Source organism: Hathewaya limosa (genome assembly GCF_030815255.1).
Lineage (GTDB): Bacteria > Bacillota > Clostridia > Clostridiales > Clostridiaceae > Hathewaya > Hathewaya limosa.
On sequence record NZ_JAUSWN010000037.1, the window covers coordinates 1 to 15,440 of the forward strand.

Below are 15,440 nucleotides of genomic sequence, written 5' to 3' on the forward strand. Positions count from 1 at the left end.
TTCTTTAACGGATATAGACCACAATTCTACTTCAGAACAACAGACGTAACAGGATCAATCCAATTACCAGACGGAGTAGAAATGGTAATGCCTGGAGACCACATTGATATGAATGTTGAGTTAATCACAAAAGTAGCAATGGAAGAAGGATTAAGATTTGCAATAAGAGAAGGCGGAAGAACAGTAGGATCAGGAGTTGTTACTACTATAATCGAGTAGTCTTTGTAAATTAAATAAAGGAACTCTTCATCTTCAAGGATGGGGATGAAGAGTTTTTATTTATATATAAAGTATATAACAATATATAAGATACAGAAAAATTCATGATTATATAAACTTTAAAAATACTATACTTTGTATTAGTAGATTTAGTTTTTAGGAGATAAATATCATAGAACTATACTTTGTTGACATGAGTGTTAAGTTATGATAAATTATTTAAGTAACCTAACATGCAGTTAAGAAAAAGAAACGCAATTTGCTTAAGGGTAGGAGGTGCAGCAAATGAGAGTTAAAGTTACATTAGCTTGTTCAGAGTGCAAACAAAGAAACTACAGCTCAATGAAGAATAAAAAGAACAACCCTGAGAGAATAGAAATAAATAAGTATTGCAAATTCTGTCATAAGCATACACTACACAAAGAAACAAAATAGTTAGAAACTTTTCTTTGAATATTTTTGGGGATGTGAATAAAATGTCTAATAAAGAAATAAAAGAAACTAATGGTTCCTACAACAAAAAAGGTCTAGGAAGTTTTTTTAGAGGGCTAAAGGCAGAATTTAAAAGAATTACGTGGCCCCAAAAAAAAGATATTAAAAAAGCTACTGCAGCAGTTGTTGGCTTTTGTGTGTTATACATGGCACTTGTTGGTGTCTTAGACGCTGTATTTGTAAATGTATATCAGATGATTTTTAAATAGTTTATTAGATATTCAAAGGAGGTAGGGACATTTATTTTAATTTATAAAAGTCCCTTTAGATATGGATGAAAATAAAGTAAGATGGTATGTAGTTCATACATACTCAGGTTATGAAAATAAAGTAAAAGCTAATATAGAAAAAGTAGTTGAAAATAGAAATCTACAAAAGTATATCTATGATATCCAAGTTCCGATGGAAGAACAAATAGAAGTAAAAGATGGTAAGAAAAAAAGTACTTTGAAAAAAGTTTTTCCAGGCTACGTTATGGTTAAAATGATTATGAACGAAGACTCTTGGTATGTTGTTAGAAATACTAGAGGAGTAACAGGATTCGTAGGTCCAGAACCTAACAAACCAGTTCCGTTAAGTGATGAGGAAGCAAAATCAATGGGAATATGTGAAAATGTAGTCGAAGTTGATTTTGAAGTTGGTGATAGTGTTCAGATAATAGAAGGGGCTTTTGAAGGTCACGTTGCTCAAATACAAGAAATAAACTTAGAGAAACAAATTATTAAAGGATTTGTTAATTTGTTTAATAGGGAAACCCCTGTTGAACTTCAATTTAATCAAATAAAAAATTTAGAATAATGTACTTATGTAAGACTTATGTCTTAAATAAGTGGGAGGATGAAAATCCGCATTACCACAATTCAGGAGGTGTAAACTCATGGCAAAAAAAGTTACAGGAATAATTAAACTTCAACTTCCTGCTGGAAAGGCTACACCAGCACCACCAGTTGGTCCAGCATTAGGACAACATGGTGTTAATATCATGGCTTTCACAAAGGAGTTTAACGCTAAAACTGCTAATCAAGCAGGTATGATCATACCTGTTGTTATAACAGTATATCAAGATAGATCATTTAGCTTCATATTAAAAACTCCACCAGCTGCTGTACTAATTAAAAAAGCTGCTGGTTTAGAAAGTGGTTCAGCTCAACCTAACAAAACTAAGGTAGCTAAAATCACTAGTGCTCAAGTTAAAGAAATAGCTGAGTTAAAGATGCCAGATTTAAATGCTGCATCAGTAGAAAGCGCAATGAGAATGATTGCTGGAACAGCAAGAAGCATGGGCGTAGAAGTAGTTGAATAATTAAAAGAAAAGTAATTTTTAATTCGATAATCGTGGGAGGTTATATACCGTTAGTACCACAAAGGAGGATAGAAACTATGCCAAATAAAGGTAAGAATTACATAGAAAGTGCAAAGTTAGTAGACAGAAACACTTTATATACACCATCAGAAGCTTTAGAATTAACTGTTAAAACTTCTAAGGCTAAATTTGATGAAACTATCGAACTTGCAGTAAAACTTGGAGTAGACCCAAGACATGCTGATCAACAAGTTAGAGGAGCAGTTGTACTTCCTCATGGAACAGGTAAAACTGTTAGAGTTTTAGTTTTCGCTAAAGGTGAAAAAGCTAAAGAAGCTCAAGCTGCAGGTGCAGATTATGTAGGTGCAGAAGAATTAATAGAAAAAATTCAAAAAGAAAATTGGTTTGAATTTGATGTAGTTGTAGCTACTCCAGATATGATGGGATTAGTTGGTAGAATCGGTAGAGTTCTTGGACCTAAAGGTTTAATGCCAAACCCAAAATCAGGAACAGTTACTTTTGATGTAGCAAAAGCTTTAAGCGAAATTAAAGCTGGTAAAGTTGAATATAGAGTTGATAAAACTTCTATAGTTCACGTGCCAATCGGAAAGAAATCTTTTGGAGCTGAAAAGTTACAAGATAACTTCAAAGCTTTAATGGAAGCTGTTGTAAAAGCTAAGCCAGCTGCAGCTAAAGGTCAATATTTAAAATCAGTATCAGTTTCTAGTACAATGGGACCTGGTGTAAAGGTTAATCCAGTAAAAGTTCTTGAGTAATTTTTATAAAAAATAAAAATTTTTCTTGACTAACATGTACAAAATTGATATAATAGTTTTGTTAAAATGAATAATAAGTTAGTTCCGTAGACCGTAGGTGCTGAAAAGCGTAAGATTATGTCGCCTACCGAGGAAGACGTATATATATTGTATATAATAGTCTCTTCGTGTGTTTACGGAGAGACTTTAATTTTATATAGCAAACTGTGAGGAGGTGGCACACAGTGTTAAGCAAAAACAGACAATTAAAAGAAGCAAAGGTTCAAGAAATAAAAGAAAAGCTAGAAAAAGCTCAAGCAATCATCCTTGCAGATTATCAAGGATTAAATGTTGAAGAAGACACTGAGCTTAGAAAGCAATTAAGAGAATCAGGTGTTGAATATAAGGTATATAAAAATACTTTAACTACATTAGCTTTAAAAGAATTAGGAATTGAAGGTTTAGATGAATATTTAAACGGACCAGTTTCAATTGCAATAAGCTATGAAGATCCAACAGCACCAGCAAGAATATTAAATAATTTTGCTAAAGATCATAAGAAATTAGAGCTAAAAGCAGGTATTGTTCAAGGTGAAGTATTCGATATAAACAGAATAAAAGAACTTGCATCAATCCCATCAAAGGAAGTTTTACTTGCAAAACTTCTTGGAAGCTTCAAAGCTCCATTATCAAATCTTGCATACTTATTAAATGCAATTAAAGAGAAAAAAGAAAGCGAAACAGCTGAATAGTTGGTTCTAGAAATTTTGGAGGTGTTTTAACAATGACAAGAGAAGAAATGATTCAAGCTATAAAAGAAATGAGCGTTATGGAATTAAACGAATTAGTTAAAGCTTGCGAAGAAGAATTCGGAGTAAGCGCTGCTGCACCAGTAGCAGTAGCAGGAGCTGCAGGAGCTGCAGGAGCTGCAGAAGAAAAGAACGAGTTTGAAGTTGTATTAGCAAACTCTGGTTCTCAAAAAATTAAAGTAATCAAAGTTGTTAGAGAAATAACTGGATTAGGTTTAAAAGAAGCTAAGGACATCGTTGATGGTGCACCTAAGACATTAAAAGAAGGCATAGCTAAAGACGAAGCTGAAAAAATGAAAGCTCAATTAGAAGAAGTTGGAGCTACTGTTGAATTAAAATAATAAATAGGCCAAAAGGGCACTTTGTAAAAAGTGCCCTTTTTTAAAATCTCTTTATTTGACATATTAAAATTTACGTGATAGAATAAATAATTGCATTGATTTATTATAGTACGGTAAAATAACAATTAAAAAGATACTCAAATAAGACAAAATAGTGCATAGTTGAATTAATTACATTATTTTGGATATAATAAAGAGAGTTAGACAAAAATAAAAGTTTTAACACAAAAAATGAAGATTTTTTGCCTATTTTACTTTAAACAAGGAGTGAAAGCCCATGGTACATCCTGTCCAAGTTGGTAAAAGAACCAGAATGAGCTTCTCAAAGGTTAAAGACGTTACACAAATGCCTAACTTAATAGAAGTTCAGCTTAATTCTTACAAATGGTTTTTAGATGAAGGATTAAAGGAAGTTTTTGAAGATATTAATCCTATACAAGACTATACTGGAAATTTAGTTTTAGAATTCGTAGATTATACTTTAGAAGAAGCAAATGTAAAGTATCATGTAGAAGAATGTAAAGAGAGAGATACTAACTATGCTGCACCATTAAAAGTTAAGGTAAGACTACGTAATAATGAAACTGGTGAAATAAAAGAACAAGAAGTGTTTATGGGAGATTTCCCTCTAATGACAGAGCAAGGAACTTTCATCATAAACGGTGCAGAAAGAGTAATAGTAAGTCAGTTAGTAAGATCACCAGGAGCATACTATAGTAATGTAGTAGATAAAACAGGAAAGAAATTATATTCTTCCACTGTTATACCTAATAGAGGTGCATGGCTTGAATATGAAACAGATTCTAATGGAGTTATTTACGTTAGAATAGACAAAACTAGAAAACTACCTATTACTATCCTTGCAAGGGCTATGGGATATGGTAGTGATGCCGAACTTGTATCATTCTTTGGAGAAGAAGAAAGATTAAAAGTTACTATAGAAAAAGATAGTACAAAAACTGAAGAAGAAGCTTTATTAGAAATCTATAAAAGATTAAGACCAGGTGAACCACCTACTGTAGATAGTGCTAAATCTTTAATTGATTCTTTATTCTTTGATGCAAAAAGATATGATTTATCAAGAGTTGGAAGATATAAATTTAATAAAAAATTAGCAGTTAGCACAAGAATAGCGAATCAAATAGCAGGTGAAAATATAGTTGATCCTACTACTGGAGAAATTCTAGTAGAAGAAGGAGAAAAGATCTCAAGAGAATTAGCTCTTAAGATGCAAAACTTAGGTATAAACAAAGTTGAAATCAGGATAGAAGATAAAAACATCAGAGTTATAGGAAATAATTTTGTTGATATTAAAGCATTTGTTAAATTTGATATATCAGATTTAAAAATAAAAGAATTAGTACATTACCCAACATTAAAAGCAATTTTAGAAAATTATACAGATGAAGAACAAATTAAAGAAGAAATTAAAAAGAATATAAGCAGATTAATACCTAAACATATAGTTAAAGATGATATTTTAGCTACAATAAGCTATGAATTAGGTTTACCATATGGAATAGGGGAAAATGATGATATAGATCATTTAGGAAACAGAAGATTAAGATCAGTTGGTGAATTATTACAAAATCAATTTAGAATTGGCCTTTCTAGAATGGAAAGAGTTGTAAAAGAGAGAATGACCATACAAGATCAAGAAGGTATAACACCACAAGGTTTAATTAATATTAGACCTGTAACTGCAGCAATAAAAGAATTCTTTGGAAGTTCTCAGTTATCTCAATTCATGGATCAAACAAATCCATTATCTGAGTTAACTCATAAAAGAAGATTATCAGCTTTAGGGCCTGGTGGTTTATCAAGAGAAAGAGCAGGCTTTGAAGTAAGAGACGTTCACTATTCTCACTATGGAAGAATGTGTCCTATAGAAACACCAGAAGGACCAAACATAGGGCTTATTAACTCATTAGCTACTTATGCTAAAGTTAATGAATATGGATTTATAGAAACAGCGTATAGAATAGTCAAAGATGGTAGAGCTACTGATGAAATAAGATATTTCACAGCAGATGAAGAAGATGGATTTTTAGTTGCAGAAGCAAGTGAGCCACTTGATGAAAATGGATACTTTATAGATAAAAAAGTAACAGTTAGAGATAAAGAAGATGTACTTATAGTTCCAAGGGAAGAAGTAGATCTAATGGACGTATCTCCTAGACAAATAGTTTCTGTTGCTACAGGAATGATACCATTCCTTGAAAATGATGACGCCAGCCGTGCCCTAATGGGATCAAACATGCAACGTCAGGCAGTACCATTATTAAAACCAAGTGCTCCTATTGTAGGAACTGGTATAGAACATAAGGCAGCAGTTGATTCAGGGGTATTACCTAAGTCAAAACATGCTGGTGTTGTTGAATATGTAAGTGCCAATGAGGTTAGAGTTAGAAAAGATTCAGACGGAACAATAGATACATACAAACTGTTGAAGTTTAAGAGATCTAACCAAGGTACTTGTATAAATCAAAGACCAATAGTTGAAAAAGGTGAAAGAGTGGAAGTTGGTTCAGTATTAGCAGATGGACCATCTACAGATCTTGGAGAAATTGCATTAGGTAAAAATATAATCATAGGATTTATAACTTGGGAAGGTTATAACTATGAGGATGCGATGTTAGTTTCTGAAGAGTTAGTAAGAGATGACATATTCACATCTATTCATATAGAAGAGTATGAAGCAGAGGCTAGAGATACTAAGCTAGGACCTGAAGAAATAACTCGTGATATTCCTAATGTAAGTGATGATGCTATTAAGGACCTTGATGAAAGAGGAATAATTAGAATAGGTGCTGAAGTTAGATCAGGAGATATTCTTGTTGGTAAAGTTACACCAAAAGGTGAAACTGAATTAACAGCTGAGGAAAGATTATTAAGAGCAATATTTGGTGAGAAGGCTAGAGAAGTTAGAGATACATCACTTAGAGTTCCTCATGGAGCAACTGGTATTATTGTAGATGTAAAAGTATTTACAAGAGAAAATGGCGATGAACTTCCACCAGGAGTAAATAGATTAGTAAGATGTTATATTGCTGAGAAGAGAAAAATCTCTGTAGGAGATAAAATGGCAGGAAGACATGGTAACAAAGGGGTTATCTCAAGGGTATTACCAGTTGAAGATATGCCTTTCTTACCAGATGGAAGACCTGTTCAAATATGTCTTAACCCATTAGGGGTACCTTCTCGTATGAACATTGGGCAGGTACTTGAGGTTCACCTTGGATGGGCAGCACATCAATTAGGATGGCATATAGCTACTCCAGTATTTGATGGTGCTACAGAATCAGATATAGAAGAACATCTTATAAAAGCAGGATTTAATAAAGATGGTAAAACAGTATTATATGATGGAAGAACTGGAGAAGCATTTGATAATAGAGTTACAGTAGGTATAATGTATATCTTAAAACTTCACCACTTGGTTGATGATAAGATTCACGCAAGATCTACAGGACCTTACTCATTAGTAACTCAGCAACCATTAGGTGGTAAAGCTCAATTCGGAGGCCAAAGATTTGGTGAGATGGAAGTTTGGGCTCTAGAAGCTTATGGAGCTGCTTATACTCTACAAGAAATATTAACTGTTAAATCAGATGATGTAGTTGGAAGAGTAAAAACTTATGAAGCTATTGTTAAAGGTGAAAATATTCCAGAACCAGGAGTACCAGAATCGTTTAAAGTTCTTATAAAAGAACTTCAAGCATTATGCTTAGATGTAAAGGTTCTTGATGATTCATATGGAGAAATTCAATTAAAAGAATTTGCAGAAGAGGAAGAAACTAAAGAATTAGATGTAAATATCGAAGGAGTAGAGGATTCAAATTATACTCCAGTAACAGAGGAAAAAATAGAAGAAAATGTAGAAGTTGAAGAAGAAGTCTTTGAAGAAGATGAAGATGACTTTGGAACATATGAAAATTTAACTTTTGATAGTTTTGAGAATGATTTAGACTTAAATGATATAAATGATGAACACTAGTCTGAAGGGAGGATGTACCCTTGTTTGAATTAAATAATTTTGATGCCATACAAATAGGTTTAGCTTCACCAGAACAAATAAGAGAGTGGTCTAGAGGTGAGGTTAAAAAGCCAGAAACAATTAATTATAGGACTTTAAAGCCAGAAAAAGATGGTCTTTTTTGCGAAAAGATATTTGGACCAATTAAAGATTGGGAATGTCATTGTGGAAAGTATAAGAGAGTTAGATATAAGGGCATAGTTTGTGACAGATGCGGTGTTGAAGTAACTAAATCTAAAGTAAGACGTGAGAGAATGGGGCATATTGAACTTGCTGCCCCTGTATCTCATATTTGGTATTTTAAAGGTATACCATCAAGAATGGGATTAATCCTTGAAATGTCACCAAGAGCTTTAGAAAAAGTGCTATACTTTGCTTCTTATGTAGTAATCGACTCAAAGGAAACTCCACTTGTAAAGAAACAATTATTAAGTGAAAAAGAATATAGAGAAGCAGTAGAAAAATACGGATATGATAGTTTTGAAGCTGGAATAGGTGCTGAAGCTATAAAGATTTTATTACAAGAAATTGATTTAGATGCTTTAGTAGTAGAATTAAAAGAAGAATTAAAGACTAATACAGGACAAAAGAGAATAAGAACTATAAGAAGATTAGAGGTTGCTGAATCTTTTAGAAATTCTAGTAATAAACCTGAATGGATGATAGTTGATGTTATCCCTGTTATTCCACCAGATTTAAGACCAATGGTTCAATTAGATGGTGGAAGATTTGCAACATCTGACTTAAATGATTTATATAGAAGAGTTATTAATAGAAATAACAGACTTAAGAAGCTATTATCATTAGGTGCACCAGATATAATCGTTAGAAACGAGAAAAGAATGCTACAAGAGGCAGTAGATGCATTAATAGATAATGGTAGAAGAGGAAGACCTGTAACAGGACCAGGAAATAGACCATTAAAATCATTATCAGATATGTTAAAAGGTAAGCAAGGTAGATTTAGACAAAACTTACTTGGTAAACGTGTCGATTATTCAGGACGTTCAGTTATTGTTGTAGGTCCTGAGTTAAAAATGTATCAATGTGGTCTTCCAAAGGAAATGGCTCTTGAATTATTCAAACCATTTGTGATGAAAAAGTTAGTTGAAAGAGGCATTGCTCATAATATTAAGAGTGCTAAGAGAATGGTTGAAAGAGTTATGGCACAAGTATGGGATGTACTAGAAGAAGTTATTCAAGATCATCCAGTTATGCTTAACCGTGCTCCGACTCTACACAGACTTGGAATTCAAGCGTTCCAACCAATCCTTGTAGAAGGTAGAGCAATAAAACTTCATCCATTAGTATGTACAGCATATAATGCCGACTTTGATGGTGACCAAATGGCGGTTCACGTACCATTATCGGTTGAGGCTCAAGCAGAAGCTAGATTCTTAATGTTAGCGGCTCATAATATATTAAAACCATCTGATGGTAAGCCAGTATGTGTACCTACACAGGATATGATTTTAGGATCTTATTATCTGACTATGGAGAAAGATGGAGGAAGAGGAGAAGGTAGATCGTTCTCATCTCCAGAAGAAGTTTATATGGCATATCAATGCAAAGACATTGATATACATTCTAAGATTAAAGTAAAAGTGATTAAGGAAATTGATGGTGAAAAAATTACAGGTATGATAGAAACTACACCTGGTAAGCTTATCTTTAATGAATCTATTCCTCAAAATTTAGGGTTTATTGATAGAAGTAAACCAGAAAATTTATTTAAATTAGAAATAGACTTCTTAATTACTAAAAAATCATTAGGAAAAATTATAGATAAGTGTTATTTGAAATATGGACCAACTCAAACATCTATAATGTTAGATAAAATAAAAGCTACAGGATACCATTATTCAACTATAGGGGCTATTACAATATCTGTATCAGATATGATAGTTCCAGAAGCTAAGAAAACATTACTTGCTGATACAGATAAAGCAGTAGAAAGCATAGAAAAGATGTATAGAAGAGGATTCATATCTGAAGATGAAAGATATGAAAGAGTTATAGATAAATGGACTAAAACAACAGAAGATGTTGCCAATGCCTTAATGGATAATTTTGATAAGTTTAACCCTATCTTCATGATGGCAGATTCAGGTGCCAGAGGTTCTAAGAGTCAGATTAAACAGCTTGCAGGTATGAGAGGACTTATGGCTAATCCATCAGGTAAAATTATCGAGCTTCCTATCAGATCATCATTTAGAGAAGGACTTGACGTATTAGAGTATTTCATTTCTACCCATGGAGCTAGAAAAGGAAACGCCGATACTGCACTTAAAACAGCTGACTCAGGTTACTTAACAAGAAGACTTGTTGATGTAAGCCAAGATGTTATTATAAGAGAAGATGACTGTGGAACTACAGAAGGATACCTTGTTAAAGAAATCAAAGAAGGAAATGAAATGATTGAAACTTTAACAGAAAGATTAACTGGTAGATATACATCAGAAGATATAATTAATCCAAGTACTGGAGAGATTATTGTTAAACAAAATGAATATATGGATGTAGAGTTAGCATCAAAGGTAGAAAAAGCAGGAGTTAAAACTGTTAAGATTAGATCAGTATTTACATGTAAATCCAAATTTGGTGTATGTTCTAAATGTTATGGGATGAATATGGCTACAGGAGATAAAATTAATATAGGTGAAGCAGTTGGTATTACAGCCGCTCAATCTATCGGTGAGCCAGGTACACAGCTTACAATGAGAACATTCCACACTGGTGGAGTTGCCGGTGCCGATATAACTCAAGGTCTTCCTAGAGTTGAGGAATTATTTGAGGCAAGAAAACCAAAAGGATTAGCTATTGTAACAGAGGTAGCAGGGACTGTTAAGATAGAAGAAACTAAGAAAAAGAGAACAGTTATTGTAATATCTGATGACGGTGAAGAAGTAAGCTATGATATTCCATTTGGTTCAAGATTAGGAGTTAACATCAAGGCTGGAGCTAGAATTGAAGCTGGAGACGAAATCACTCAAGGTTCAGTTAATCCACATGATATCCTAAGAATTAAGGGAGTTGAAGGAGTTAAGAATTATCTATTATCAGAGGTTCAAAAGGTATATAGACTTCAAGGTGTTGATATTAATGATAAGCACTTAGAGGTCGTTGTAAGACAAATGACTAGAAAGATAAAAATTGAGGAGTCAGGAGATACATCGTTATTACCAGGTTCGTTAATAGATATTTTTGAATTTGAGGAAGAAAATGAAAAAGCAATAGCTAATGGTGGAATGCCAGCAGAAGGTAAGATTACTTTATTAGGTATTACAAAGGCAGCTCTTGCAACAGATTCATTCTTATCAGCGGCTTCATTCCAAGAAACTACAAGAGTTCTTACAGAGGCAGCTATTAAAGGAAAAATAGATCCGCTAGTTGGATTAAAAGAAAATGTTATTCTTGGTAAGTTAATACCAGCTGGAACAGGAATGACTAGATATAGAACTTTAAAAATCAGTACTGAAGATAAACAAAACGAAGAAGTTGTTCAAGAACAATAGTTAAAGCTTAATAATAATTTATTGACATCAGTTGACTAAAATGATAAAATACTCATTGTTGTAGACTATCGATAAATGTCTACAACAATGTTATTTAATAAATATGATAAGCATAATTAATCCTGGGAGGGAGAAGTTATGTTAGACAACAAATCAAATAAGATTGTAGGAGTTAAGCAGTCTGTAAAACTTCTAAAAAGTTTACAAAATTATGCTAATTTAAAGATTTATGTAGCTAACGATGCAGAAATCGGGGTTATTAAACCACTTGTAGAATTAGCTAAATGTAAACAATTGGAAGTAAATTACGTTGCTACTATGAAAGAATTAGGGCAGTTATGTGAAATAGATGTAGGAGCTGCAGCAGCTTTAATATTAGAATAAGTAATGTATATTAACTATTTATTTTGATAATTGAGGCTGTTAAGTATTTTGAAATAAAACAGCATAATGAAAAATTAAAATTTATACTTAGGAAAATATGAGGAGGTGTGCGTATGCCAACAATTAACCAATTAGTAAGAAAAGGTAGATCAAGCGTATCAAGTAAATCAGCTTCACCAGCTTTAAAGGAGTGTCCTCAAAAGAGAGGTGTATGTACAGTAGTTAAAACTACTACACCAAAGAAACCTAACTCAGCTTTAAGAAAAGTAGCAAGAGTTAGATTAACTAACGGATATGAAGTAACATCTTATATCCCAGGTGAAGGACATAACTTACAAGAGCACAGTGTTGTATTAATCAGAGGGGGAAGAGTAAAAGACCTTCCTGGTGTTAGATATCACATAATAAGAGGTGCATTAGACTCTGCAGGAGTTAATGAAAGAATGCAATCAAGATCTAAATACGGAACTAAAAAACCTAAGAAAAAATAGTTTTATAAAATTATGATGCTGTAGCTTCACATTTATGGAATTAACGGGCTCATGTGTATAAATATTTAAAATGTCTGTTTGGTAGAGAAATCTTCAAATACATATAACGATATTTTAAGTATCGAGTACCTATGATCTAAATTGTAAATGTTTAAGGAGGGAAGTAAAGTGCCAAGAAAAGGGACTATTCAAAAAAGAGAAGTATTACCAGATCCAATGTATAATAGCAAGGTAGTTACAAAGCTAATCAATTCTATCATGTATGATGGTAAAAAAGGTATAGCTCAAAAAATATGCTATGATGCATTTGCAATTTTAGCAGAAAAAACAGGAAAAGAAGCAATAGAAGTTTTTGAAACTGCTATGGAAAATATAATGCCATTATTAGAAGTAAAGGCTAGAAGAATTGGTGGAGCAACATACCAAGTTCCAATCGAAGTAAGACCAGACAGAAGACAAACTTTAGGTATCAGATGGCTATTAATTGCTGCTAGAAAAAGAAGCGAAAGAGGCATGTGCGAGAAACTTGCTGCTGAATTATTAGATGCTTCAAACAATACTGGAGCAGCTGTTAAGAAGAGAGAAGATACTCATAAAATGGCTGAAGCTAATAAGGCATTTGCACATTACAGATATTAATATAATTAAAACTGTTTTGAGTTTTCTCAAAACAGTTTTCTAAAATTTATAAAGTAAGACGTTGAGAGGAGGAAGAAATTTGGCTAGACAATTTCCTTTAAAAAAAGTTCGTAATATTGGTATAATGGCTCATATCGATGCTGGTAAAACAACAACAACAGAGCGTATACTTTTCTACACAGGAAGAACTCATAAAATAGGTGAAACACATGATGGTGCAGCTACAATGGACTGGATGGTTCAAGAACAAGAAAGAGGTATAACAATTACTTCTGCTGCAACAACTTGTCAATGGAAAGGTCACGAAATAAACATTATAGATACACCAGGTCACGTAGATTTTACAGTAGAGGTTGAGAGATCATTAAGAGTTCTTGACGGTGCTGTAGGTGTATTCTGTGCAAAAGGTGGAGTTGAACCACAATCTGAAACTGTATGGAGACAGGCAGATAAGTATTCAGTTCCTAGGGTTGCATATATAAATAAAATGGATATATTAGGTGCTGATTTCTATAGAGCAGTTAAAATGATGAGAGAAAGACTTCATGCTAATGCAGTACCTATTCAATTACCAATAGGTAAAGAAGAAAACTTTGAAGGCATCATTGATTTAATAACAATGAAAGCTGAAATATATAAAGATGATTTAGGTAAAGTATTTGAAGAATCAGATATTCCTGCAGATATGAAAGATATGGCAGAAGAATATAGATCATCAATGGTAGAAGCTATAGCTGAATTAGATGAAGAATTAATGATGAAATACCTTGATGGTGAAGAAGTAACAGAAGAAGAATTAAAGGCAACTTTAAGAAAAGGCGTAATTGCTAATGAAATAGTTCCTGTAATTTGTGGTTCTTCATACAAAAACAAAGGTGTTCAAATGATGATAGATGCAGCAGTTGAGTATTTACCATCACCATTAGATATTCCTGCTATAAAAGGAACAGATTTAGAAGGTAATGAAACTGAGAGACCTGCTGATGACAATGAACCATTAGCAGCATTAGCATTTAAAATAGCTACTGACCCATTTGTTGGAAGATTAGCATTTACAAGAGTTTACTCAGGTGTTATGACTAGTGGTACTTATGTACTTAACTCTAACAAAGGTAGAAAAGAAAGAATCGGTAGACTTGTTAAAATGCACTCTAACCATAGAGAAGATGTTGAAGAATTACGTGCTGGTGAATTAGGAGCTATAATAGGATTAAAGAACACTATAACAGGTGATACTTTATGTTCAGAAGATACTCCAGTTGTGCTAGAAAGTATGGAATTCCCAGAACCAGTTATTTCTGTTGCTATAGAACCAAAAACTAAAGTTGGTACAGAAAAAATGGGTATAGCTCTAGCAAAACTTGCTGAAGAAGATCCAACATTTAAGACTTTCACTGATCAAGAAACAGGTCAAACAATCATCGCTGGTATGGGTGAATTACACTTAGAAATCATCGTTGATAGATTACAAAGAGAATTCAAAGTTGAATGTAATGTTGGTAAGCCACAAGTTGCTTATAAAGAAACAATTGGTTCAGCTGTTAAAGCTGAAGGTAAGTTTGTTAGACAATCAGGTGGACGTGGACAATACGGACATTGTTGGATTGAACTTATACCAACTGAAGAAGAATACAGCTTTGAAAATGCTGTTGTTGGAGGATCTATTCCAAAAGAATATATCCAACCAATTGATAATGGTATAAGAGAAGCATCTCAAAGTGGGGTTGTTGCTGGATACCCAGTTATAAACTTCAAAGTAAGATTATTTGATGGTTCATACCATGATGTTGACTCATCAGAAATGGCCTTCAAAATTGCAGGATCTATGGCATTTAAAAATGCTATGGCAAAAGCAAAACCAGTTCTTCTAGAGCCTATAATGAAAGTTGAAGTAGTTATTCCAGAAGAATATATGGGAGACGTTATGGGTGACGTTAACTCAAGAAGAGGAAGAATAGAAGGAATGGAAGCTCAAGCAGGAGCTCAAATAATAAAAGCTATGGTTCCATTATCAGAAATGTTCGGATATGCAACTACATTAAGATCTAGAACTCAAGGTAGAGGAAACTACAGCATGGAATTTGCAGCTTACGAGCCAGTTCCAAAAAATATTATGGAACAAATTGCAGGAAGCAGAGAAAAATAATAGTTAGTAATTATTGGTAAATACCAAATAATTATAATTCCATTATAAAAGGTTTATTATAAAGGTTTATTATAAAGGAGGAAATAATAATGGCAAAAGCTAAATTTGAAAGAAAAAAGCCACATGTAAATATAGGAACAATAGGACACGTAGACCATGGTAAAACTACATTAACAGCAGCAATTACAATGGTATTATCTAAAAAAGGATTTGCTGAAGCATCAAAATATGATGAAATCGATAAAGCACCAGAAGAAAAAGAAAGAGGAATCACAATCAATACTTCACACGTTGAGTATGAAACAGACAA

15 protein-coding genes and 1 other annotated feature are annotated in these 15,440 nt (G+C 33.0%); all 15 genes read left to right on the forward strand.

Going from position 1 to position 15,440, the window contains the following annotated elements; genetic code table 11:
• Window positions 1–219 (forward strand): EF-Tu C-terminal domain-related protein (locus tag QOZ93_RS13465; protein WP_479691387.1); only part of this gene is annotated, 219 nt, incomplete at its 5' end.
• Window positions 220–504: 285 nt separating this feature from the next.
• Window positions 505–654 (forward strand): 50S ribosomal protein L33, encoded by a 150-nt coding sequence (rpmG, locus tag QOZ93_RS13470; protein WP_111944115.1) that lies wholly within the window; start codon window positions 505–507, stop codon window positions 652–654.
• 41 nt (window positions 655–695) lie between these two features.
• Window positions 696–920, forward strand: coding sequence for a preprotein translocase subunit SecE (gene secE, locus QOZ93_RS13475; RefSeq protein WP_111944114.1), 225 nt, complete (start codon window positions 696–698; stop codon window positions 918–920).
• A 61-nt stretch (window positions 921–981) separates the two neighbouring features.
• Entirely contained in the window at window positions 982–1,509 is a 528-nt protein-coding gene (nusG, locus tag QOZ93_RS13480) for a transcription termination/antitermination protein NusG (protein ID WP_111944113.1), read from the forward strand.
• A gap of 79 nt (window positions 1,510–1,588) precedes the next feature.
• Window positions 1,589–2,014: a 50S ribosomal protein L11 gene (gene rplK, locus QOZ93_RS13485; protein WP_111944112.1), complete on the forward strand. Its 426-nt coding sequence runs from the start codon at window positions 1,589–1,591 to the stop codon at window positions 2,012–2,014.
• A gap of 77 nt (window positions 2,015–2,091) precedes the next feature.
• Window positions 2,092–2,790, forward strand: coding sequence for a 50S ribosomal protein L1 (rplA, locus tag QOZ93_RS13490; protein ID WP_111944111.1), 699 nt, complete (start codon window positions 2,092–2,094; stop codon window positions 2,788–2,790).
• A gap of 66 nt (window positions 2,791–2,856) precedes the next feature.
• Window positions 2,857–2,989: a sequence feature (ribosomal protein L10 leader region), on the forward strand.
• Window positions 2,990–3,014: 25 nt separating this feature from the next.
• A complete protein-coding gene (rplJ, locus tag QOZ93_RS13495) occupies window positions 3,015–3,521 on the forward strand; it encodes a 50S ribosomal protein L10 (protein WP_111944110.1) in 507 nt (168 codons plus the stop codon).
• A gap of 32 nt (window positions 3,522–3,553) precedes the next feature.
• The gene (rplL, locus tag QOZ93_RS13500) at window positions 3,554–3,919 is read left to right on the forward strand and encodes a 50S ribosomal protein L7/L12 (protein ID WP_111944109.1); all 366 of its coding nucleotides are present in this window, start codon (window positions 3,554–3,556) and stop codon (window positions 3,917–3,919) included.
• Window positions 3,920–4,196: 277 nt separating this feature from the next.
• Complete coding sequence (gene rpoB / locus QOZ93_RS13505; protein ID WP_307357316.1) at window positions 4,197–7,916, forward strand: DNA-directed RNA polymerase subunit beta; 3,720 nt, start codon at window positions 4,197–4,199, stop codon at window positions 7,914–7,916.
• 20 nt (window positions 7,917–7,936) lie between these two features.
• Window positions 7,937–11,470 carry a DNA-directed RNA polymerase subunit beta' gene (gene rpoC / locus QOZ93_RS13510; protein WP_307357319.1) on the forward strand — a complete coding sequence of 1,178 codons (3,534 nt, stop codon included), beginning with the start codon at window positions 7,937–7,939 and terminating at the stop codon, window positions 11,468–11,470.
• A gap of 138 nt (window positions 11,471–11,608) precedes the next feature.
• Window positions 11,609–11,854, forward strand: a complete 246-nt coding sequence (locus QOZ93_RS13515) for a ribosomal L7Ae/L30e/S12e/Gadd45 family protein (RefSeq protein WP_111944106.1) — start codon at window positions 11,609–11,611, stop codon at window positions 11,852–11,854.
• 113 nt (window positions 11,855–11,967) lie between these two features.
• Window positions 11,968–12,345 (forward strand): 30S ribosomal protein S12, encoded by a 378-nt coding sequence (gene rpsL / locus QOZ93_RS13520; RefSeq protein ID WP_111944105.1) that lies wholly within the window; start codon window positions 11,968–11,970, stop codon window positions 12,343–12,345.
• Between the two features lie 168 nt (window positions 12,346–12,513).
• Window positions 12,514–12,984, forward strand: coding sequence for a 30S ribosomal protein S7 (gene rpsG, locus QOZ93_RS13525; protein ID WP_111944104.1), 471 nt, complete (start codon window positions 12,514–12,516; stop codon window positions 12,982–12,984).
• Window positions 12,985–13,063: 79 nt separating this feature from the next.
• Entirely contained in the window at window positions 13,064–15,130 is a 2,067-nt protein-coding gene (gene fusA, locus QOZ93_RS13530; RefSeq protein WP_307357322.1) for an elongation factor G, read from the forward strand.
• 89 nt (window positions 15,131–15,219) lie between these two features.
• A partial coding sequence (locus tag QOZ93_RS13535; RefSeq protein WP_307357244.1) for a GTP-binding protein occupies window positions 15,220–15,440 on the forward strand: 221 nt, incomplete at its 3' end.

Bases quoted from the DNA above. Each gene is read 5' to 3' on its own strand.
- rpsL (WP_111944105.1), top strand. From the start codon at position 11,968: ATGCCAACAATTAACCAATTAGTAAGAAAAGGTAGATCAAGCGTATCA.
- rplK (WP_111944112.1), top strand. From the start codon at position 1,589: ATGGCAAAAAAAGTTACAGGAATAATTAAACTTCAACTTCCTGCTGGA.
- rpoB (WP_307357316.1), top strand. From the start codon at position 4,197: ATGGTACATCCTGTCCAAGTTGGTAAAAGAACCAGAATGAGCTTCTCA.
- rplA (WP_111944111.1), top strand. From the start codon at position 2,092: ATGCCAAATAAAGGTAAGAATTACATAGAAAGTGCAAAGTTAGTAGAC.
- QOZ93_RS13515 (WP_111944106.1), top strand. From the start codon at position 11,609: ATGTTAGACAACAAATCAAATAAGATTGTAGGAGTTAAGCAGTCTGTA.
- nusG (WP_111944113.1), top strand. From the start codon at position 982: ATGGATGAAAATAAAGTAAGATGGTATGTAGTTCATACATACTCAGGT.
- rpmG (WP_111944115.1), top strand. From the start codon at position 505: ATGAGAGTTAAAGTTACATTAGCTTGTTCAGAGTGCAAACAAAGAAAC.
- rplL (WP_111944109.1), top strand. From the start codon at position 3,554: ATGACAAGAGAAGAAATGATTCAAGCTATAAAAGAAATGAGCGTTATG.
- secE (WP_111944114.1), top strand. From the start codon at position 696: ATGTCTAATAAAGAAATAAAAGAAACTAATGGTTCCTACAACAAAAAA.